This window comes from Acinetobacter pittii (assembly GCF_034064985.1).
In the GTDB taxonomy this organism is placed as follows: Bacteria; Pseudomonadota; Gammaproteobacteria; order Pseudomonadales; family Moraxellaceae; genus Acinetobacter; species Acinetobacter pittii_H.
In genome coordinates this window covers 3,039,700-3,061,153 of sequence record NZ_CP139249.1, presented here as the reverse complement: position 1 = coordinate 3,061,153, position 21,454 = coordinate 3,039,700, and the positions used below count along the sequence as shown (strand labels likewise).

Genomic DNA, 21,454 nt, shown 5'->3' with positions numbered 1-21,454 from the left:
TAATGAAGGCCGTTAAGGACGGCTAATTCCTCTACGTTGTAGATATTTACTTCGTGCAATATTAAAACCACCCCACAAGAGTAGTGCGACAGCAAAAATACCGTTTAATGCAATTACATCATTGTAGGCACGCACTTGAGCTTCACGAGTGACCACTTGATTAAGCGAACGCATGGATTGGGCTGTTTGTAATGCTGGGTCAGTCGTAGTAATTGATGCACTGCGTTGATAGGTGGAGAGTCTTTGAGCGACTAAAGGGTCTGCTTGTTCTAAATCTTTAATAATCTCGGCTTGATAGTTTTGCGTACGATGTTGTTGATAGGTCGAGAAGAAAGAAGACCCAACAAGACCACCGAAGGTTTGGGTTGCGGAAAATAATACAATAAAGGTGACTACATAAGATGGACCTTTAGCAAGTGTCTGTGCAAAGCCAATAAGCAGTAATGGGCCAATAAATAGTCCACCAGCAAAGCCGACTAAAAACTGACTTGCAAAGAAATTCACAGGTCGAACATCACTAGTTAGGTGATAATCTAGTCCACAGGCCACTAAAATTAAAAACTCTGCAAAAAGTAAGTGGAAGATAATTCTCTCACGTGAAAAAGTCAGGGCACTAAAAAGAGTTCCACTTAAAATCCCCACCAAAATGACAACATAGAGTGGAACAAATTGGTCTGGACCCATCCCCATTGTTTTTAAGAAGTTAACAGCTGCATAACTTTGTTCTGACATTAAAAGCCGGATAGCAAAAGCACCAAAAATGAAACGTAGAGTTGAAGCAGCACCTAACCAACGAGTCATAATTAATGGATTAGCACGATAGTGTTCATAGAGCAAACCAAGAACAACTAAGCTAAAACCTGCAATTAATACATAAGCAAGCCACTGGCTATTAAACCACCATAAAATTGGGCCTTGTGTGAGCACAATACATAAACAGGCAAAGCCGGGAGCGAGTAAAGCAAAGGTGAAAAAGTCTTGCTTCTCAAAAACATAAATTCTTAAACTACGTGGTAACTTCAATGAAACGACCATGGCTAAACAACAAAGTGCTAAGCCGAGCTCAAACGTATATAGAACAGACCAACTGTCTGTATTTACAAGAAATGGAGAGATAATCCAAGCTAATGGCACGCCAAGTTGCTGAAAACCAAAGGCAATATATATACCTTTTGCCATGTCTGCTTTTTTAAAAGCTTGCATGGTGTAATACATACCCAGTGAGCTTAATGGCGCACCAGCTAAACCAGCTACAACCCTTGCGAATAGGGCCATTTCATAAGTATGCACAAAAATATGTAATACCAAAACCGCAATAAAAATCACCAGTCCTATTTCTGAAAATACTCTCAAACCATATTGTTGTCTGGCTTTAAACAAAATCAGGTTTGAACTGACATTTGCCATGACATATGCCGCAGGCAGCCAAGCAGCTTCGGAAGGCGTCAGTCCATATTCACCTTGAATTAAGGGTAAGTTTGCTGTAATAAAACCATTACTTAAGCTTGCTGAAAGAGCGACAAATAAACCGATAAAAAAGTATATAAATCGTTTAGGTACAGAATGTGCAATAGCTGCCGGTGAACCTGGTAAAGTCGGTTGCTCTTCTGGCGTCCAGTCGGGTGGTGTTTCTAAATAACGAGGCGTTTTACTCATTCTATCCCTCGAATTTTTTGTATTTGAATACCTTGAAACAGTAATTCAATTGCTCGTTTTGCTAAGCGAGTCTGTTCTTCTGTTTCATGTCCTTGAAATGAAGAACCCAACATTGCAGTGACCATTGCATAGTCATCAGCAGTTAGATCAGCTCGGCACAATTTTTGTTCTATCGCATTTTCAATCAGTGGGTTAAGTGCATTATTTCGCCGTTCATAAATTTTTAACATAATTGGATCTTGTCGATCAATCACTCTCCAAAAATCTTGCAAAATTGCGAGTTTGGGAAGTTGTCCAATATGTCCTTCAATTAAACGAAATAAGCCGTCCTCGAACTGTTGAAAATGAGCTGCTTTTTGCTCTAGCTGTGTAATCGCACGCTCTAAAAGCGCACTAATTAAAGCTTTGCGATCACCAAAGTTACGATAGAACGTCGCTCTGCCTACGCCAGCGTGGTCAATCACAACTTGTAAGGGGACATTAATGCCATGAATACGAAAACATTCTTCGGCTGCATTGAGTAATTCATCCCGATTCTGGGCAGCAATTTTTTGACGTTTACTCATGTCATTGGTTGGGGAGTTTTAAAGGTTATATATTTAACGGACATTTTTGTCCGTTGTGAAGATATAAATTGTAAAAACATGAAATTTCAATTTTCATCATTTATATCTTCTGCATTTTTATATGCGTCATAAAAAGCTGTTAGAATACCGCGCAATTGCATGATGCTAGGTCAATACAATGTTTGAGTCCCTTATTCCTCTTTTTTCAATTGCGATGGCATTGATGCTTGGAGCAATAAGCCCTGGGCCAAGCTTTATTTATGTTGCACAAAATTCAATTTCTAAATCACGTAAACATGGGTTGTTTACCGCTTTAGGGACGGGGACAGGTGCAGCACTTTTTGGTCTATTAGCTGTTATGGGGTTACAAGCAGTTTTATTGGCGGTGCCTTCTGCTTATTTAATTTTAAAAATTGGTGGTGGGCTATATTTGCTTTGGTTGGCTTTTAAAATTATTAAACATGCTAAAGAACCAATTGCGATGGAAAACGATGGCAAATCGAAAATGACCTATAAACAGGCATATCGATATGGTTTGATTACCCAGTTAAGTAATCCAAAAATTGCTGTTGTGTTAGCCAGTGTATTTACTGCTTTACTGCCAAAAGAAATTCCAAATTATTACTATGTTGCCTTACCAGTTATATGTTTTATGATTGATGCTGGTTGGTATTCATGTGTCGCAATGCTGTTATCTTCAGAAAAACCTAGAAAAATGTATTTGAAAGCAAAAACTGGTGTTGATCGAGTTGCTGGGAGTATTGTTACTCTACTAGGTTTAAAGCTTATCTTTTTCAAGTAAATAAAGTTTAATTAAAATATCTAAAAGATAGAAAGCCAGACAATTAAGGTCTGGCTTTAATTTTGCGTAAAATATATACAAATTAAAATAACTTTTTCGGCACTTAAGCGTTTAAAAAGTGGTAACTTAATAAATAAAACAAAAAGAAATGAGGATCACGTTATGAAAAAACTAATGGTGAGCATTTCTGTAGTTTTTCTCATCTTAACTACAGGATGTGAGATGAGAACGATGAGCAAGCAGCAACCAGCAAATGAACGGACAATGAGTATTGTTGGTACACCTGTGCACGAAAAAGACTATAAGATTTCCGATTTACATGCCAACAATCATGAGCAATCTAATTATTAAGTTACTTACAGGCTGCATCACTTACTGCATTTTTAATGTGGTAAGTGCTTGCGAACCTGCCTCTTTAGATTGGGAGCTTTTTCAGGAAAAATACGATGTAAATCATGATGGAATGTATAGCCTAAAAGAATTTCAACGGGTTGAAGACTTTTATCCTTATAACTGGCCGAGTGATAAGCGTTTTTAAGGTGAAAACAAGCAGACAGAGCTATTTCATTATTTAGATGAAAATAAGAATGGCTATTTAACAAATGAAGAGTTGGGGAATATACACGTTTTATTTAATAATCCTTGTGAAGGGTGGCTATGGTCGTAATTTAAATTTGTTTATTCATGCTTGTTTAAAAATTAGATATTCAAAATAAAAAAAGCTCCCAATTTAGGGAGCTTTTTTATGAATCTAGATTAAGAAACTTTATCGCCTGGTTTTGCACCGCTATCTGGAGAAATAATGAAAATACCTTCACCATTTCCAGCAGCAAGTACCATACCGTTTGAAATACCAAAACGCATTTTACGTGGTGCAAGGTTAGCCACCATAACGACCAATTTACCTTTTAGGTCTTCTGGTGCGTATTGGCTACGAATACCACTAAATACATTGCGTGGTTCAGCTTCACCAACGTCTAACGTCAGTTGAAGTAACTTATCTGAACCTTCAACTGTACCTGCTTCAATGACCTGAGCAACACGTAAGTCAACTTTTAAGAAATCTTCAATACCGATAATTTCAGCTTCACCCACTGCTGGAGTAGGCGCTGCTTTTTTCTCAGCTGCTTTGTCTTTTTTCGCTGCCGCTTTTGTTGCTTGTGGAGCAGGAGTACCCAAAGACTCTTTAGAGGCATCAACCATGGCTGCAACAGCTTTTGGATCAACACGCTGCATGAGAGGTTGGAACTGCGCAATCTCATGGCTTACAAGGATTTGTTTACGTGACTCAAAATTAAAGCTTTCAAGTTTTAAGAAATCTTGAACTTGGTTAGCTAAAGTTGGTAGAACAGGAGCTAAGTAAACCGCTAATTGACGGAACAAATTGATACCAACGGAACACACATCAAGAACTTGTTGTTCTTGACCTTCTTGTTTAGCAAGTGCCCAAGGCTTTTTCTCGTCAATATATTGGTTGGCACGGTCAGCTAGCGCCATAATTTCACGAATAGCTGTAGAGAATTCACGTGCTTCATAAGCAGCCGCGATTGAATCACCTGCATCAATAAAACTTTGTACTAAGTCAGATTCTGCACAGTCAGTAGATAAAGTATTGTTAAAGTTGCTATTGATGAACTTCGCACAGCGGCTAGCAATATTAACGACTTTACCAACTAAGTCTGAATTTACTTTTTGAACAAAGTCATCAAGGTTCAAGTCAGAGTCTTCAACTTTATCTGAGAGCTTAGAAGCAAAGTAATAGCGTAAATATTCTGGGTTTAAATGCTGTAAGTAAGTCTCGGCCTTAATGAAAGTGCCGCGTGACTTAGACATTTTTTGTCCATTTACAGTCAAGAAACCGTTTACAAACAAGCCAGTTGGGGTGCGGTAGTTTGCGCCTTCAAGCATTGCAGGCCAGAATAAAGCATGGAAATAAACAATGTCTTTACCAATAAAGTGATAAACATCGTTGTGGCTGTCTTTTTTCCAGAAATCGTCAAAATTTAAATCTGGACGTTTAGTTTTGATGTAGTTTTCAAAACTAGACATATAACCAATTGGCGCATCTACCCACACATAAAAATATTTGTTTGGCGCATCTGGAATTTCAAAACCAAAATAAGGGGCATCACGAGAAATATCCCAGTCTGCTAAACCTGCTTCAAACCATTCATCAAGTTTGTTTGCAATTGAAACTGGTAAGCGACCTTCATCACGCGTCCATTTCTGCAAATATTCAGCGAAGTTAGGAAGTTTGAAAAAGTAGTGATCTGATGATTTTTCAACTGGTGTTGCACCACTTAAAGTCGAACGAGGGTTAAGTAACTCGGTTGCATTATAAGTTGTACCGCAAACTTCACATGAGTCGCCGTATTGATCTTCTGACTTACATTTTGGGCACGTACCCTTAATGAAACGGTCAGATAAGAACATACCTTTTTCTGGGTCAAATAATTGAGTTACAGGACGAACTGCAATATTTCCAGCTTCACGGTTTTTAATATAGATATCTGTTGAACGTGCTTTGTTCGCATCGCTATGCGTTGAATCGTAATGATCGAAATGTACGCCAAAACCATCAAAATCACGGATGTGTTCTTTTTGAACATTCGCAATTTGTTCTTCTGGGCTAATACCATTTGCTTCGGCACGTAGCATGATGGCAGTACCGTGAGCATCATCCGCACATACATAAGTCACATCATGACCCATTGCTCGCATGGCACGAACCCAGATATCTGCCTGGATGTAACCGAGTAAATGACCCATATGAATTGGACCATTAGCATAAGGGAGGGCATTAGTGACTAAAATTTTACGCACGGATTTCATTCTCTCATTCGTATTTATAAGGTGGAAGATTTTAACTGATGCACGGAGATAAGCAAAGATTAATAATCTTGGGCTTGGCGTAAGAGGTTTCTATTAAAATAGATTTTGCTCAGAGATGTTTCTCTTTAGAACAGATAAACAAATCAAAAAATATTTGAATCTTCCTGTATTGTCTTTGTTTCAAATTGCAGTTACGGTCAGAAAATAAGCCATAACGATGTATAACTAATAACTTATTCAAGTAATTTTTTTAATTAACTATGAGGATAACAACGATGACTACTGAAAATAAATTAGACGAATTAAAGGCAAAAGCGGCTGATGCAAAAGTACAAGGTGAAAAAGCTTTGGATGATTTAAAAGAAAATGTAAAAGAGAAGCAAGCTGCTGGTAAAGAAGCAGTTGACGATAAAGTAGAGCAATTAAAGGCAAAAGCAGCCGATGCAAAAGTACAAGGTGAAAAAACTTTGGACGATTTAAAAGAAAATGTAAAAGAGAAGCAAGCTTCTGGTAAAGAGGCTCTTGAAGAAAAAGCAAACGACTTGAAAGGCAAACTTGAGGATGCTCAGCATACTCTACAAGATAAGTTTGATCATTTACGTACAGAGGCAGCCCATAAACTTGACGATGCTAAAGCCAAAGCGGCGGAATTAAAGGAAGAAGCTGCTACCAAATTGGATGAGTTGAAAACGCAAGCAACCGCAAAACTTGATGAGTTGAAGAAAACTGCGACCGATAAACTCAATAAATTAAAGAACCATGATTCTGCTGAATAAGCTGATTTAAACTAAAATCCGTACTCCTTATCTAAAAGATGAGATGTGAAGTTAGTAATTATTCATCCCAAGGTGAGCGAGTGCGGAGCAATACTGTTACACTATCTCCATTAAGCTGTAATGATCTGTTTTTGGAGTAAACAATATGTCTTGGCTTTCTTCATTAAAGTCCGTTTTTTCACCCGCACAAGAAGTGAAAGAAGATGAAATCCAAACCGTACTCCAAAATTATTTATTACCGCATTCAAAAGATGCTTTAAAGGAGCGCATTAGTCAGCTTCAAGTTCAAGGTCGAGTATTACAACTCACTATAAATACATTTCCTGATGAAAAAGAGCATTTGCAGCAAATCCATGATGATTTAGCTGGTGCATTAGAAAAGTGCGGTATTGAAGAACTTAATTTACACGTGGTTCAACAAAAGCGCCCTACACAAGAAAGTTCAAATTTACCTCCTGTGCTTGATGCCTCACCTAAATCAGAACCAGATCCAAATAATCCACCGATTCAAAAAGCTGCTCCGCAACAAAGAGATGTTCCACTTCATCCCCGCATTAAGAATGTTATTCTAGTTTCATCAGGAAAGGGGGGCGTTGGTAAATCGACAACTACTGTCAATTTAGCGCTTGCCTTGCAAAAAATGGGACTTAAGGTTGGGGTTTTGGATGCTGATATTTATGGCCCAAGTATTCCGACAATGCTAGGCAATGCTGGTAAAACTCCAATTATTGAAAGTGAGAACTTTGTACCTTTAGATGCTTATGGTATGGCTGTGCTTTCTATTGGACATTTAACTGGTGATAACAACACACCTGTTGCATGGCGTGGACCAAAGGCAACTGGCGCTTTAATGCAATTATTTAATCAAACACTTTGGCCCGATTTAGATGTGCTCATGATTGATATGCCACCGGGTACTGGTGATATCCAACTCACGCTTGCACAGCGTATTCCGGTTACAGGTTCAATCATTGTGACTACTCCGCAAAATGTTGCCTTGCTTGATGCCACCAAAGGAATTGAGTTATTTAATAAAGTTGGCATTCCGGTATTAGGTGTCGTCGAAAACATGTCGACTCATATTTGCTCTAACTGTGGGCACGAAGAACAAATTTTTGGTATTGGTGGTGGTGATAAGCTTTCCGAGCAATACCATATTCCATTGTTAGGTCGTTTACCTTTAAACGCTCAGATCCGTGAACATGCTGATCAGGGTAAACCTAGTGTTGTGGCAATGGATGAGGCAGCTGATAGCTATATTGATATTGCTAAAGCGGTATGGCAACAGATTGAGAAAGTTCCTCAGCGTGCACGTGATGATAAGCGTATTTTCTAATTTATTAAAACCCGGCTTTAAGTCGGGTTTTTTATCATCTGATTAAAATAAAAAATTAAATTACTGAAACCTAATAACAAAGCTAAAATTGTAATTGGCATGTAGATTGCTACTTTACGCTTCTTTTTCAAAGAAACAGGTGAAAAATGCAATTTAAATATTGTTTGGGCGTAATCAGTTTATGTAGTGCTTTATTTTTAGTGGGATGTAACGATGACAACTCATCTGCTTCACAAACGCCAACAGTTCAGGAACAAAAACAGAAATTACAGCCGATCATTATTCAGGGTGCTTTACCTGTAGAGTCAGCACACATGGCTGCTAAATTACAAAACGTGACAGTTGAAACTATAGGAAAGAGCTGGACCTTCTGGAAGGGGACCTATAACGGTTATCCAGTGATTATATCTAAAACTCGTATGGGAATGAGTAACTCAGCTGCCGCAACCGCTTTAGCCATTGAACGTTATAAACCGATTGCGATTATTAATCAGGGAACAGCAGGTGGACACGACCCGGATCTACATGTTTACGATATTGTTTTAGGAAAATATGCAACCAATATTGGAGCATTTAGAACGCCTAAACAACCAGTAGGTGCTGGTTCAGACTCACTCACATGGGTTGAGGCTTTTGATGTTTTGCCAACAGATGAATCTAACCCAGAACCGATTACAATACGCAAATTTGAAGGTGACCAAGAGTTATTAATGGCAGCCCATAAAGTTCGTTATGATAAAGGCGAGGTTGTTGAAGGAACGATTGGTTCAGCAGATGTTTGGAATAATGAGCTAGACCGTATTCAATTTTTCCATCAGCGTTATGGTACTTCTGTTGAGGAAATGGAAGCGGCTTCTGTTGCACAAATCGCAAGCCAGTTTAATGTTCCCTTTTTAGGTATTCGAATTTTATCTAATAATATTACCAATAATGGAGCTTATGACCCAGGTACAGGAGAGGCTTGCCAAGAGTATGTGCTTAATGTGGCTGAAGAATATATGAAATCAAAACTACCAAAATGATGATTTAAACTTATGCAAGAAGAGAGGAGTTTTTATAAAACCTCTTCTTGCTTTTTATGGCGATGTCTACTTTTCCAGTTTTTTATGACCATCCAACGCCAGAAAATTTCTGTGCATATATATAAAATAATGGCAAATACAAAAGCTTCTACGACTAGACCTGTCATCAAGATTTTCGCAAGACTAAAATCAATATGACCATGGCCGAAATGAGTGATCCAGCGAGAAATTTGATGCAATACACCCAGTAGCATTTCCTTGTTGATCATATGCACATGAAAAATATGCGCACCAAACCAAAAACCAATATATAGAATCGGAACTAGAGTAAGAGGATTACTTAACCAAGCGAGCATTAAGCTAATAGGTAAATTTACTTCGAATAGTAAGACCGCCATCACAATAAATACACTGTGAAAAGGAATAGGGAGTAAACCAAAAAAAGTTCCGACAAAAACAGCTCGGGTAATTGATTTCCGATTGACATACCAAAGCACAGGATTAAGGGTCTTTTGACCAAAAATCCTTAGAAATTTCATATTCGAAACTTTCTCGGGGGAGGGAAGCCAAGATTGAAAAAAGTGCTTTGCCATAATCATTAAGGTAGTAGAGCGCGGTGCTCTATATAAAAAATCAGAAATAATATAAGAATTGAAACTTATTAAAAGCTTAAAATTTAAACTTACCATTACTATATATTTTTTATTATAAAGACTTTTGATGGAAAAATAGACTTAAAATAAAAATACTTATGTTACTTAATGCGTAATCTATTTGAAAAGCGTCACAACTGACCGTAAAGTTTTCTTCTCTACTTTTTGAAATAATTTTATAAGTTTTTGTTTTTATAAATTTTATTGAGATAATGAAAATAATTTTAAAAATTTTGTCTTACAATTACCTTTTGCCTTGTAACAGGATATCTATTAATCTGAGATGACTATATTGTGAGGTCATTCAATGATTTCATGGCTTTTTATTGGCTTAGTAGCCACAATTTTACTTACTCCTGGTCCAACCAATACACTACTCGCTTCTTCAGGCGTACAAGTAGGTTTAAGGAAGTCAGTAAAACTTATTCCAGCAGAAGTTTTGGGTTATGTGATCTCTATTTCTGCATGGGGAATGCTGATTGGAAAAGTGTCTAGTACACTACCGATGCTGCCGCCTATTCTAAAGCTATTGAGTGCTTGTTATATTATTTTCTTAGCCATTAAGTTGTGGCATACGGCAAATCAAGAAGTTGAATTAAATCAGCCTACGATTCGTGCTCGTGAATTATTCTGTGCAACTTTATTAAACCCAAAAGCCTTACTCTTTGCTTCAGCTATTTTTCCGGTAGATGCATGGAGTAATTTTCATATTTATTTAATTCATATGATGGCTTACTTGGCACTTATTACCCCAATTGCATTGTTCTGGATTTTCTTGGGATCGGTTTTAGCATCTAAGAAAGTGGGTTGGTTAAATCAAACTAACTTGCAAAAAACTGCCTCGCTTGTTTTGGTCAGCTTTTCAATTCCAATTAGTTATTCTGCTTTACTGAACCTTTAAATGAGGCACATGGCCATTCTTATTTGTTTGAGTAGCTTTGTGTTGTTTTCATAATTGGTTTTTTAAGTTAAAGTACGTCGAAATCAATGAATTTACCTTTTGGATAGAAAATACATGGCCATTAAGTCTGATCGTTGGATTCGCGAAATGAGCGAAAAACACGGCATGATTGAACCTTATGCAGAGAATCAAGTCCGTTTTGATAAAAATGGTGAAAAGTTGATTTCCTACGGGGTCTCTAGCTATGGTTATGATGTACGCTGTGCCCGTGAATTTAAGGTTTTTACAAATGTACATTCTGCAATTGTTGATCCAAAAAATTTCGATGACAAAAGTTTTATCGATATTGAGTCTGACGTTTGTATTATTCCGCCAAACTCATTCGCTCTAGCGCGTACAATTGAATATTTCCGTATTCCTCGCAATGTGTTGACTGTATGTCTAGGCAAGTCGACCTACGCTCGTTGCGGTATTATTGTAAATGTGACTCCATTAGAACCTGAATGGGAAGGTCACGTTACTTTAGAATTTTCAAATACAACAAATTTACCTGCACGTATTTATGCAGGGGAAGGCGTAGCGCAAATGCTATTCTTTGAAAGTGATGAAGTGTGTGAAACTTCTTATAAAGACCGTGGTGGTAAATACCAAGGTCAAACAGGTGTTACACTTCCTAAAACATAATTTTCTTAGCTGAATAATAGTCTTAATAATGATGGGTCACTGAGGTGGCCCAATTTTATACATAAAATTTTTATGAGAAGCGTTTATCGGAATTATGATAAACGACAGTTTTCTTTTGTAAAAAATGATATAAAATAATCAATGATTGATTTGTTTTTTGCTCTGTATCACAGAATTTAAAAGCAAATAAAGTGGATATAGGCTCTCTTTGATAATGTTTAGTTAAATACATGATCAAATGTAGATAGGCCAAATAAAAAGAAATTAAACAGGATTATGCCCCCACGGATACGGAGGTCGGCCATGCGACAGTTTACGTCTCTTCGAGTAGCACTTTTGACACTCGGAAGCTTATGTTTTTCTTCAGCTTACGCTGCTTCTACACTGGTGCCTATGTCTGATGCTGAACTATCAGCAACTCGTGGCCAAGCCTTGATGAGTATGTCTTATATTGCGCCTACGGACTCTGCAAACTTAGAAAAATTGCGTGATAGTAATAGCAATGTGGGTTTTTATAAATTAGGTTTAGATGCTGATGTAGAAATTAATACTAATATACGTAAGCTTCAATTAGGGTGTGGCGGTGTTAATGGTACTGGAGCATGTGATATTGATATTGATAACTTAAGTTTAAGTGGTATTTCTGATACAAATGATGGCCGCGCTAGTTCATCTGCAAAAATAACTAATCCATTTATTGAATTTGCAATTAAAAATCCTAATAGTACTTCGTTACGCGAAGTAACTGGGATGCGAGTAAGTGCAGAGGCTATCGAAGGTTTATTAACTTTTGGTACTGAAAATGGACCAACTAAAAGTGGTATTAATTCTTTAAGTGGTTATATGGAGGTTGCTCAAGCTGGAGGTACAGTTAAAGTAAATCCTGTAAGTGGTTTGAGACCAGCTGATGTGAATAATACTCAAATTTCTGGTGAAGCTTGTGGGTATCTAGCTTGTGTACCTTTTAAGACATATGACTATACATTGAATTTAACGACAGATGCAGCTGGTAACTCAACTGATAAATTGACTGGAACTCTATTTCTACCTCAGCAAACGATTACTGGTAAACGCATTTCTGTAGCACCATTAAAAGCCACAGCAACGGTAAGCGGTATTAATGTATCTGGCAATATTAAAGCTATGGCGGCAGGGATTTTAAATTTAGATAAATCTGTTACTGGGTCTATTAATAATTTAACTGTAAATGTTGATATTTCAGAAGATCTGGGGTTCTTTCATAAGGCTAACTTAAATGGTTCACCTGTTTCATTGTCACTTCAAGGAAATGATATACGTTGGCCTGGTTCTAAATCTATAGCACAGCGAGGTTGGTGGCTAGAACTTTCAAATCCAATCGATATTGGAGATATTACTCCAGCTGATTCTGTGAGTATCGCAAATAAAACAATTGAAGAAACTTTAGCACTTGTAAGTCAGAAATTAAGTACAGGTACAAGAGGCGATACAAAAGTAGACTGTGGTGATTTAGGTCTTCTAAGTTGTATTGGTGGTAGCACCATTAATATTGGTAACTTAAATTTAGCAGGTGCAACTCCAGTACAGATGTCATTAAGCAATTTGGTTTTAAAAAATCAAAGTTTCGCACCTAACTGTCATGGAGCAAATGTAAAATTCTGCTAAAAGTTTAAACTATTTCATTCATCGGAAATTTAGATTTTTATGCCCTTTTTTTTGCATTTGTGCAAATATTCTTCATAATAGAAATGTGGAAGAGTTGGCAATATCTTTTAGATTTGTCTCTTTGTCTAAGGTGAAAAGGAAAGATTCACCTGACCTCAAGGATTGTTAAAGAAAAATAAATATGGTGCGCGGCAGCGTATAAAACAGGAAGGTCAAGATGACTACACTTAATTATACGGTAAGGTTTCAAAAAACCGTTTTAGCAAGTTTAATCGGGCTTTGTATCAGTCAATCTAGTTTCGCGCTTGAAGAACTTTCTGATGCAGGTTTAAGTGAAACTACTGGTGAAGGTATTGCTATCTTGCCACAGAATACTTATATGGTATTTCGTGGGGCAGGTGCTAATGAAACCTCAAATCAGATTTTAACTGACCGTACTAAAGATACAGGTTATATCAATTACATACCTGTTGGTCCGTTAAGTATGACAGCCGCAGATACCAATAAAAATGGTACGATTGATTCAGGTGATCGTGCAGTAGGTAAAGCAGATATTTTTCTTTATGGTTTAGCGCTTTCTAAATCTGATAATGATACTAATACAAGAATAGCTACTACTGATTCTGCCGCCACGATTTCAAGTTGGGGAACTGCTGTTAACCCATGGATTTTTAAAGTTGCTACAGAAAACTTAGTACCGAATTTTAGTGCGACAAATTGTAGTGGTACGGCTGATCCGACTTGCCAAGTGACTAATTTAGCTTTAGAAGCACCTTTGTATGAGGTAGGAACAAAAGACGCTGCTGGTATAGATGCATATAAGCTAAAACTAGGCTTATGGACAGATATTTTTGTCCGAAATCCAAATAAAATAAATGGTGCGGCAGATCAATTTAATTATGGTGATTCAAATGGTTTAATTGGAACAAGTACAGATGCAAGTCGTGCAAATCGTCTTCGTTTACAAGGGGTTTGGAATAACTTTAGTTTAAATGGTAGCCGTTTGCAGCTTTTCCAGACCCTAGGTGGTGCGACATCTGCAAATGGGCTAAGTCCATTTTATAATAATACTTTAGGCTTTGCTGGAGTGATACGTTTAAACAGTGGCGATGCCTCTAATTTAAGAGCAACAATTACTGCAAATACTCCTACCTCAACAGTTGGACCATGGGTAAACCGCTATAGTACTCAATATACTGGCGCACCAAGTAATAACTCTCCAAGTTCAGACTGGTTATATCGTATTCGTAGTCAGACTACTACTGTTACATCAACTGGTTCATGGACTGCACCAACTGATAGTACTATGAATAATGTATTACGTTTAAGCACACGTGAATCAGGTACTGGGCAGGGTAATCTAGTAACACCTGCAATTAATGGTGGGCTTGCTCCAACTTTTGATGCGAATGAAGGTTTGTATATTTATAATCCAAATATTAACCTTGTTTTGGGCTCTTTGTATCAACCATTGGTTCTAAGCTCGGATGGCAAGAACTTTAGTTTAGAACTTGCACGTATTCCAAATAAACCTGAAATTTATAAGAAAATCTATACTGACTATACTGGAACTGATAGTAGTTATCTCGGCTCTACTTGTAATATTTATCAATGTGGCACTAATTTAACGTTGGGTGGTAAAAGTTATCAAGGTTCTAGCGCAACGCATAGTAGTATTTCAATAGGATCGACTGTTTATAATGCGGCGAATAATACCTTAGAGGCATTTAAAGGGAATAGTACTCAAGATGCAGTCGGCATTTCATTTGGAAAATTGCCAACAGGTACAGTTGCCGCTACTACACAAACTAAAAACTTTTATCAACTACAAAATCAAGAACGTCGAGCGGGTAGTTATACATGTAGTTTAATTTTTACTTGTTATGATACTTGGCAATATCGTACAGCAACAGGCTGGACTGGAAATGCGGGTTCAGGATTAAAATTTGATTCTCAAGGAGCGAATTGGGCTAATATTGATAGTACTTCTTATTATAACCCGACAGTAAATAATACAGGTTATACCACCACAGATGCGGGTAATGGTACACAATATGTTGTACCAAATGGTACGCCTTTACCTGATGCACTTTATAACAATGGACGTTGGTCTACAACCACGCCTAATGCTGACTTGAATACATATAAATTATCCAGTTCACAAATTAGTTCTTCGATTAGTAATAACATGGGTTCTGCTGTCATTGACGGTGTTTTAATCCAGCACCTGAAACTAACAACTAAAGGCCTATAAGAGGAAGAAAGTGATATGAAAAAAATAAGTACTTTAATCCTCGCTCTTTGTGCAACCGTTAGTCATGCAGAGCTACAAACTTTAGATAATGACGCATTAGAGGCCATAAATGGACAAGCAGGTGCTGATTTATCTTTAATGCTTAATTTAAACCAGACGGCTAATGGTGCATTTGACAACGGTAGTGGTGGTGTTTGTGAGAACGTTGAGTTCTGTCATATAGGTTTAGCGATTAACAAACGTTTTGTACAGGTAGATCCGTCGAAACCAAGTGGTTGGGCTGAAAATAGTGATAGTGGTAATAAACTTTGGCTTGTATTTAAAGGTGTACAAGGCACTTTAAATATTCAAAAAATGGGTTTGGATGGCGCTGATTTAAAGTATTTGGATAAAAACAATACTGAAATGATTAAGCCTGCTATTCAACTGAGTTTTAGTGCAGCACAGCCAATTTTAATTCGTAACTTTGGTTTTAATGCCTTATCAATTGAGCAAGATAACTTTACCAGCTCAACAACAGCGCAAGGGTCCAGTGCAAATATGTATGATTATGCATATTTTAAAAAGCCAACTTATGCAGCGACTGCTAACAGTGCGAACCAGCAAGTAGCTACTGCCACACCATCAGCGTATGACCATGGACGTGAAACTGGTTTTATGGGCTTGATGATGAACGGAAACTTGGCTATTCAAGGGAAAGTCATGGTCTTTAGTTGTGATGGTAGCCATCCTCGTTGTTAAGGGGTAATGTAGATTTCAAAGGAACTGAAGTGATGAAAAAAAATAAAGAAAATCACAGCTCAAAGTTTATTTTAAACGCATTAACAACCAGCATGTTGTTAGTGAGCGGACATGCTTTTGCTTTAGAAGCTTTAACAGATGCTGACTTGAGTGCTGTTAATGGGCAAGATGGGATTTCGATTCAAACGACGTTTAATGAAATCAATATTGATAATGCTTACTGGGATGATCATGCAGGTACACCTAGCAGTGCTGATCAGGTCTTAAGAGCACAAGCAGGCGGGATAAAAGTTCAAAAAAGTAATGCATCTAGTCAGCCTTTAAGTACAAATTATCGGTTAGATGTAGGGAGCAATCCAACTACGGGTAAAACTGGACTCGACTTTTCTATGCAAAGCAGTCCATCACTCATTACTGTAAATAGTTTTAAAGTATGTAATAACTCTGCTACTTGCTCACCGACAATGGGGCAGTTGGCTATTCAAACAACTTCTCCACTAAATTTGGCACTTACCACACAAGACGGTCTATTTAATGCAAATAGTCAGTCAAGCATGACGCTCGGTATTAATAATGCCAATATTTATCTAGGGCAAGTGGATGCGCGCAGCCAGTTAAATCAATTAATTTTAAGAAATTTTAACTTTAATTTTGTTGGGAAAGGGGCAATGTTGATTGACCCAACTCGTGGCGTAGTTTTACAGACAAATACTGGAACTAATGTCGCTGGTGTAGGGCAAACACCGAATAGTACCTATGGCTATGTTGATTTTAACCGCGTAGCAGATTCAGCTTCTGGTTTAACCGCAGGTACATATGTAGATAGCAGTGGGAAAGTAACTAATTCAGGCCTGAATATTGAGGTCATGCTAAGTTCCAATATCGATAAAACAAATCCTTATGCTTTAGATGCAACCAATAGTCCACAAAATGCAAAAGGTTTGATTCGTTTAGGTGCTAGCGGACGTATGGTAAATAGTTATTTACAAGTCCGTGGTATGGATGGTACTTCAAATACAACAATATTAGGTACGGCAAATACCGCTTCGGGTACCAGTTCAAGTAATAGTATTTTAGGTAATTCTGGAATTGCCTTTCGCATGAAAGGTGAATTCACTAAAGATAATGACTCAATGCTAGGTTCTGATGGTAAAGCAACTACTTTAGAAATTGGTGGAGCAGGTCTGAATGCTTATGGTTTCGAATTTGGTAATTTAACAGGCCTTAACTCAGCTACTCGCGGTTATTTCGACAGCGGAAATATTTATTTAAATCTTGCTGATACAAAAACATTATTAATGCCAAACAACGCGACTTTAAATGCAATTCGTTTAGGGGCGGGTACTTTAACAACAGCTGCTGATTATCAACATAACATTCACCGTGATACGGTGACTAATCCATTTAGTTTAATTCTTGCGATGCGTGGAGCAGAGTTTCAGTCATTTTCAAGACGCGGTCGTTTTACGACAAGTGCAAATGTTGCTGCTGCCAATCAGTTTGCAGACAATGGTGCAAATAACCAGTGGGGCTTAGCCTTACCTTTTTATAATTTAAATGCTAATGCTGCTGTATATGGTTTAGATGCACCAGCAAATAGTGCTTATTACTATACCAAAGATGCAAATGGTAAGCCTGTTCGAAATGTTGTGGCGACCTCTGGAACGACTTCTCGTTTAGGTTTTGGTATTGCTGCTGGAACTACGGGACGTGATGCGACTGGAACCAAAACAACCTCAATTTTATTAATTGATGGTTCTCCAAATGCTAATAATGGCGGTAGTCCTACTGATTATTATATGGGATTACGTAATATCGATATGTTCGTTAAAGGCAATGGTAGTATCGGTTTGGAAAATGGCAGTCTCAATATTAGTTTAAAAGAGATGCTACTTGCTTTATCAACAGAAATTGCAGCAGGTTATTTACCGGGAGCTAAATATAAAACTTGTCCAGCGACAGGTTCCTGTACTTCACCTATTGATAATTTTGCCAAAAATAATGATGTCTTATTTGGTTTAAAACTACGTTTAGGTGGTGATCTTAACTTATCAATTGTGCCAAATAGTTCAATTGCAGATGGTAGTGCTTTAACTGTACTGGGTGATTTTACAATGCCTGCGACCGCAACTGGAAATACGGTTCAAATTAGTGATCCGATTGATGGTTCTGCAATTGGCTTTGATAATATTACTGGAAAGCTAGCGTTTAATACTGCTTTGGTTGTGGGTAAAGACACAGCTAGTGGTTTAGGTAAGGTTGGCGTAAATACGGCGGTTTATTTTAACCCTGATAAGAGTATTGACGGCGCGTTACGTGTTAAAGATATTAATTTCTATCCACCCTCAACAGGAGCAGGAGCGCGTTTAGGTGAGCTTGCAATTACGGGTGGACGTTTAAATAGTAGCTTTAGTATTGTGCCTAGAAATGGCACCTTTAACTAATTAAAGTAAGCAGCGTTAATCGCTGCTTTTTTATATAAATTTTATTTTAATGTGATTGGATTTACATTCGTCGGGTTATAGGGATAATTGCTTTGTAGTTGAATATTATTCTGATAGTCTGAACAAATAATAAGCGTTTGTCTCTTAAGGATTAGAGCGACATGAAGAATAAAAATATAGAGTTCTGGCTGCTACTTGCCAGTAGTTCAGGTGTTTTTGCAATGCAGCCTTTGGATGATCAAAGCCTTGCTGCAGCGACGGGCCAAAATGGTTTAACCTTAGGTATTCAGGCCGATAGTGTTAAATTTAATCAAGTCGCGCTCATTGATACTAATGGTATTGCTTCAACGTCTTATAACAGTAAGGCTGGTTTTGTCATTGCCGGAAACTCTACTAATCCGGTTCCTGGTATAGAGTTTATTAAAGCTGCCGTATCTGGTAATCCTTCTTTTAATATTGCAATGGATGCCGACGCGGGTGGTGGAAATCCGTTTTTAAATTTAGCTATATCGATGGGGAATGATGTAAACGGTATTCGACTTTTACCTTTCTCAGTTTATTTAGCTCCAAGTGCATCTTTATCTAGTCCATCCGATTACGCACTAACGAGCTATGCACCCAAATCAATTTTTAGTTCGGGAACGACAGTAAATACGGGTGTAAAAGAAGTTATTCGTTCTAGTGGAAATCTTGATATTAACTTTGTATCAACCAATAAACCCCGCTTAAATATTCAACTTGGCCATGCTGCGCAGTCCGTCATGATTAAATTTGGTGGGGCAATTCAATCTATTTGTTCTGCTACTGCGGGTTGTCCAATTACTTTAGTGTCCGATAATACAGGTGCAACATTTGGATTTAAATTTGCAGGAACAAATACCTCAACCGGTTTTTTGTTAGATGGCTTTTATGCAGGTGTTGATTCAACTGGATTAACTTTTGGAAATACAGGCGCATCTAGTAAATTTGATGCTTCACTTAACAATGTCACTTTAGGAAATATAGGGAGCCAAAATACAACAACATTTAATAATTTACCTAATGGCTCAATGGGGAGTTTTGGTGTCACTGGCGTTTCTGTAACTGACTTTAAAATGAAAGTAAGCGGCTTTTAAAAAAGAATAATAGCTTAACCTGAAATACGAGAGGGCGACTATGAAAATAATCGCCCTCTTTTTTATGGCTATACCGAGTTAAATATTGTCTGATCTGGTGTGTTCTAATTGTTGAACAATTTCATCTAAAGCTTTAATACGTTTCACCTGGTCCCATAATTCTTTTGCTTGTGGATAGGCTTTAGTCATCATGCCTAACCATTGCTTATAACGACCCACCATTCCAATTTCTGTTTTTGCTTGACCGTTTAAAAAACGAATTTGTAAGTCAACGAGTTGTTCCCAACTAAATAATGCTTCATCCATATTTTGGCGAATACATTGGGTTAAATCTGGAGTAGTCACCGCACCACGGCCAATCATGAGGTCTTCACAGCCAGATTGTTGTTGACAGGCTCTAGCATCAGCATTGGTCCAGATTTCACCGTTAGCAATGACATTAATTTTTAAAGCTTCTTTAATAGGTAGAATTTTTTCCCAATAAGCTGGTGGTGTATAGCCATCTGCTTTAGTTCGAGCGTGTACAGTTAACCAGCTTGCACCTGCATCTTCGACAGCGTGGGCATTTTCCATTGTATGGTTTTCATCGAGATAACCCAAACGCATTTTTGCTGAAACAGGAATATGAGCAGGTACAGCATCTCTCACTGCTTTAATCAGCAGATGTACCACGTCTGGTTCATCAAGAAGGACTGAACCACCACGATGTCGATTAACGGTTTTTGCAGGGCAACCAAAATTAAGGTCGATTGCAGGTGCACCCAATTCAACAACTTTTGCTGCATTTGCTGCCAGCATATCTGGGTTATTACCTAGGAATTGAACGTGAACAGGTGTACCGGCTGCCGTTTTACCGTCATTTTTTAATTCTGGGCAAAAACTATAGTAAATATGGTCTGGCAAAATACTGTCTGTAACGCGAATAAATTCGGTCACACACCAGTCGAAATCACCAACAGATGTGAGTGTATCCCGCATGATCGGGTCAGTTAAACCTTCCATTGGAGCGAGTATGAGTTTCACAGTCTGGGTCACCTGAGTAAAACGAAAACAGCGTTATACGGGATATGTATAACGCTGTCTAGTATCGATTAAATTTTAATTTATCTAGCGACCTAAGATCATCTCAAGCACGAATTTACTACCGATAAATCCAATCGCCAAAAGCACGAAACCGATTAAAGTAAAGCGAATCGCTTTTTGACCTCGCCATCCTAGTTTGTAATGGCCGATCAATAATGAGCCATAGATAAACCAAGAAATAATACTAAATACTGTTTTATGAGCGAGATGCTGGGCAAAGAAGCTATCAATTGTTAAAAAACCAAATGCAAGCGCAATCGTTAATAAAATGAAACCAGTAATAATCAGATCAAATAATAAAGATTCCATCGCCTGAATCGGCGGGAGTAAATTAACCCAGAAACGTTTTTTTTGTTTCTTTTTGAGTTCACGATTTTGGAACCATATTAAGATCGCATGTATGGTTGCCATCAGTAAAACTGCATAGGCCGAAAGTGAAAGAATAATATGAGTATCAAGACCTAGCGAATGTTGCTCAATAAATTGATCTGGTCGGCTAAAGGCAAAACCTAAAATAAGACCAATGGCCGCTACAGGAATGCCTAATAAATTTAACGGTACAATCGGACGAAAAGTACTAAAAATTAAACTTAACAACAACATAAGCCATGATGTAAATGATACTAAATTAAAAACATCATAGTTAATTCCGGCTGGAGTCAGCATGCCATGGCATAAAACCGTGCCGTGCAGTAGCAGTGCTAATGTTACAACAAATGCAAATAACCATGGGTTTGGTTCACGTTTTGACATTAAACGAATAAACAGATACCAGAAAGAAGTGGTATATGCGATCAGTGCCAAAATTGTGTAAACCAAGGGGAGGCTAATCATGTCAAACCTTTTTCAGGATTAATTCATCTATATAAGATATAAATTCGCTGCGAACTAAAGTATCCTATAGCATTCTATGCATAAATTTTCTATTTCGAGAAAGATTTTTTT

At 37.7% G+C, this 21,454-nt stretch carries 18 protein-coding genes and 1 pseudogene; 13 read left to right on the top strand and 6 right to left on the bottom strand.

Annotation, left to right across the window (positions count from 1 at the left end; genetic code table 11):
- Positions 1-12: 12 nt before the first annotated feature.
- Both emrB and SOI76_RS14665 read right to left on the bottom strand, forming a co-directional pair.
- Positions 13-1,656: an MFS transporter gene (gene emrB / locus SOI76_RS14670; protein WP_057074973.1), complete on the bottom strand. Its 1,644-nt coding sequence runs from the start codon at positions 1,654-1,656 to the stop codon at positions 13-15.
- A complete protein-coding gene (locus tag SOI76_RS14665) occupies positions 1,653-2,222 on the bottom strand; it encodes a TetR/AcrR family transcriptional regulator (protein WP_032055280.1) in 570 nt (189 codons plus the stop codon). The genes emrB and SOI76_RS14665 overlap by 4 nt, the downstream gene beginning before the upstream one ends.
- A 178-nt stretch (positions 2,223-2,400) precedes the next feature.
- Between SOI76_RS14665 and rhtC the strand changes: the two genes are divergently transcribed.
- The 3 genes and pseudogenes from rhtC to SOI76_RS14650 all read left to right on the top strand — a co-directional run bounded on the left by rhtC (position 2,401) and on the right by SOI76_RS14650 (position 3,691).
- The gene (gene rhtC / locus SOI76_RS14660; protein WP_002120398.1) at positions 2,401-3,024 is read left to right on the top strand and encodes a LysE family translocator; all 624 of its coding nucleotides are present in this window, start codon (positions 2,401-2,403) and stop codon (positions 3,022-3,024) included.
- 162 nt (positions 3,025-3,186) lie between these two features.
- Positions 3,187-3,375, top strand: a complete 189-nt coding sequence (locus tag SOI76_RS14655; RefSeq protein ID WP_032055283.1) for an NF038215 family lipoprotein — start codon at positions 3,187-3,189, stop codon at positions 3,373-3,375.
- Positions 3,344-3,691, top strand: a pseudogene (locus SOI76_RS14650) (calcium-binding protein). Before SOI76_RS14655 ends, SOI76_RS14650 begins: the two are co-directional and overlap by 32 nt.
- 89 nt (positions 3,692-3,780) lie before the next feature.
- On the opposite strand, the gene metG reads toward SOI76_RS14650, so the two are convergent.
- Positions 3,781-5,847 carry a methionine--tRNA ligase gene (gene metG / locus SOI76_RS14645; RefSeq protein WP_104080181.1) on the bottom strand — a complete coding sequence of 689 codons (2,067 nt, stop codon included), beginning with the start codon at positions 5,845-5,847 and terminating at the stop codon, positions 3,781-3,783.
- 284 nt (positions 5,848-6,131) lie between these two features.
- Here metG and SOI76_RS14640 point away from each other — a divergent pair, with 284 nt between their 5' ends.
- From SOI76_RS14640 to SOI76_RS14630, 3 genes are all read left to right on the top strand, one after another.
- Positions 6,132-6,632 (top strand): hypothetical protein, encoded by a 501-nt coding sequence (locus tag SOI76_RS14640; protein WP_104080135.1) that lies wholly within the window; start codon positions 6,132-6,134, stop codon positions 6,630-6,632.
- 145 nt (positions 6,633-6,777) lie between these two features.
- Positions 6,778-7,968: an iron-sulfur cluster carrier protein ApbC gene (apbC, locus tag SOI76_RS14635; protein WP_104080136.1), complete on the top strand. Its 1,191-nt coding sequence runs from the start codon at positions 6,778-6,780 to the stop codon at positions 7,966-7,968.
- Between the two features lie 146 nt (positions 7,969-8,114).
- Positions 8,115-8,990, top strand: a complete 876-nt coding sequence (locus tag SOI76_RS14630) for a 5'-methylthioadenosine/S-adenosylhomocysteine nucleosidase (RefSeq protein ID WP_104080137.1) — start codon at positions 8,115-8,117, stop codon at positions 8,988-8,990.
- A gap of 32 nt (positions 8,991-9,022) precedes the next feature.
- Here the strand turns inward: SOI76_RS14630 and SOI76_RS14625 are convergent, their stop codons facing one another.
- Positions 9,023-9,589 carry a DUF2062 domain-containing protein gene (locus SOI76_RS14625; RefSeq protein WP_104080138.1) on the bottom strand — a complete coding sequence of 189 codons (567 nt, stop codon included), beginning with the start codon at positions 9,587-9,589 and terminating at the stop codon, positions 9,023-9,025.
- A gap of 361 nt (positions 9,590-9,950) precedes the next feature.
- Between SOI76_RS14625 and SOI76_RS14620 the strand changes: the two genes are divergently transcribed.
- From SOI76_RS14620 to SOI76_RS14590, 7 genes are all read left to right on the top strand, one after another.
- Positions 9,951-10,544 (top strand): LysE family translocator, encoded by a 594-nt coding sequence (locus tag SOI76_RS14620; protein WP_104080139.1) that lies wholly within the window; start codon positions 9,951-9,953, stop codon positions 10,542-10,544.
- 114 nt (positions 10,545-10,658) lie between these two features.
- Positions 10,659-11,228, top strand: a complete 570-nt coding sequence (gene dcd, locus SOI76_RS14615; protein WP_002120290.1) for a dCTP deaminase — start codon at positions 10,659-10,661, stop codon at positions 11,226-11,228.
- A 303-nt stretch (positions 11,229-11,531) separates the two neighbouring features.
- Positions 11,532-12,872 carry a hypothetical protein gene (locus tag SOI76_RS14610; protein ID WP_068930779.1) on the top strand — a complete coding sequence of 447 codons (1,341 nt, stop codon included), beginning with the start codon at positions 11,532-11,534 and terminating at the stop codon, positions 12,870-12,872.
- Between the two features lie 217 nt (positions 12,873-13,089).
- Positions 13,090-15,126 (top strand): hypothetical protein, encoded by a 2,037-nt coding sequence (locus SOI76_RS14605; protein ID WP_104080140.1) that lies wholly within the window; start codon positions 13,090-13,092, stop codon positions 15,124-15,126.
- A 15-nt stretch (positions 15,127-15,141) separates the two neighbouring features.
- Complete coding sequence (locus tag SOI76_RS14600; protein WP_104080141.1) at positions 15,142-15,867, top strand: DUF6160 family protein; 726 nt, start codon at positions 15,142-15,144, stop codon at positions 15,865-15,867.
- A 32-nt stretch (positions 15,868-15,899) separates the two neighbouring features.
- The gene (locus tag SOI76_RS14595) at positions 15,900-18,311 is read left to right on the top strand and encodes a DUF6160 family protein (RefSeq protein WP_205668450.1); all 2,412 of its coding nucleotides are present in this window, start codon (positions 15,900-15,902) and stop codon (positions 18,309-18,311) included.
- A gap of 161 nt (positions 18,312-18,472) precedes the next feature.
- Positions 18,473-19,426: a DUF6160 family protein gene (locus tag SOI76_RS14590; protein WP_104080143.1), complete on the top strand. Its 954-nt coding sequence runs from the start codon at positions 18,473-18,475 to the stop codon at positions 19,424-19,426.
- A gap of 78 nt (positions 19,427-19,504) precedes the next feature.
- Here SOI76_RS14590 and dusC read toward each other — a convergent pair whose 3' ends face one another.
- Both dusC and SOI76_RS14580 read right to left on the bottom strand, forming a co-directional pair.
- Positions 19,505-20,449, bottom strand: coding sequence for a tRNA dihydrouridine synthase (gene dusC / locus SOI76_RS14585; protein ID WP_205668451.1), 945 nt, complete (start codon positions 20,447-20,449; stop codon positions 19,505-19,507).
- An 84-nt stretch (positions 20,450-20,533) separates the two neighbouring features.
- Positions 20,534-21,343: an inner membrane protein YpjD gene (locus SOI76_RS14580; protein WP_016142065.1), complete on the bottom strand. Its 810-nt coding sequence runs from the start codon at positions 21,341-21,343 to the stop codon at positions 20,534-20,536.
- Positions 21,344-21,454: the final 111 nt, after the last annotated feature.

What these genes read in the sequence shown, in the direction of transcription:
- emrB (WP_057074973.1), bottom strand. Translation starts at nt 1,656, where the DNA reads ATGAGTAAAACGCCTCGTTATTTAGAAACACCACCCGACTGGACGCCA.
- SOI76_RS14665 (WP_032055280.1), bottom strand. Translation starts at nt 2,222, where the DNA reads ATGAGTAAACGTCAAAAAATTGCTGCCCAGAATCGGGATGAATTACTC.
- rhtC (WP_002120398.1), top strand. Translation starts at nt 2,401, where the DNA reads ATGTTTGAGTCCCTTATTCCTCTTTTTTCAATTGCGATGGCATTGATG.
- SOI76_RS14655 (WP_032055283.1), top strand. Translation starts at nt 3,187, where the DNA reads ATGAAAAAACTAATGGTGAGCATTTCTGTAGTTTTTCTCATCTTAACT.
- SOI76_RS14640 (WP_104080135.1), top strand. Translation starts at nt 6,132, where the DNA reads ATGACTACTGAAAATAAATTAGACGAATTAAAGGCAAAAGCGGCTGAT.
- apbC (WP_104080136.1), top strand. Translation starts at nt 6,778, where the DNA reads ATGTCTTGGCTTTCTTCATTAAAGTCCGTTTTTTCACCCGCACAAGAA.
- SOI76_RS14630 (WP_104080137.1), top strand. Translation starts at nt 8,115, where the DNA reads ATGCAATTTAAATATTGTTTGGGCGTAATCAGTTTATGTAGTGCTTTA.
- SOI76_RS14625 (WP_104080138.1), bottom strand. Translation starts at nt 9,589, where the DNA reads ATGATTATGGCAAAGCACTTTTTTCAATCTTGGCTTCCCTCCCCCGAG.
- SOI76_RS14620 (WP_104080139.1), top strand. Translation starts at nt 9,951, where the DNA reads ATGATTTCATGGCTTTTTATTGGCTTAGTAGCCACAATTTTACTTACT.
- dcd (WP_002120290.1), top strand. Translation starts at nt 10,659, where the DNA reads ATGGCCATTAAGTCTGATCGTTGGATTCGCGAAATGAGCGAAAAACAC.
- SOI76_RS14610 (WP_068930779.1), top strand. Translation starts at nt 11,532, where the DNA reads ATGCGACAGTTTACGTCTCTTCGAGTAGCACTTTTGACACTCGGAAGC.
- SOI76_RS14605 (WP_104080140.1), top strand. Translation starts at nt 13,090, where the DNA reads ATGACTACACTTAATTATACGGTAAGGTTTCAAAAAACCGTTTTAGCA.
- SOI76_RS14600 (WP_104080141.1), top strand. Translation starts at nt 15,142, where the DNA reads ATGAAAAAAATAAGTACTTTAATCCTCGCTCTTTGTGCAACCGTTAGT.
- SOI76_RS14595 (WP_205668450.1), top strand. Translation starts at nt 15,900, where the DNA reads ATGAAAAAAAATAAAGAAAATCACAGCTCAAAGTTTATTTTAAACGCA.
- SOI76_RS14590 (WP_104080143.1), top strand. Translation starts at nt 18,473, where the DNA reads ATGAAGAATAAAAATATAGAGTTCTGGCTGCTACTTGCCAGTAGTTCA.
- SOI76_RS14580 (WP_016142065.1), bottom strand. Translation starts at nt 21,343, where the DNA reads ATGATTAGCCTCCCCTTGGTTTACACAATTTTGGCACTGATCGCATAT.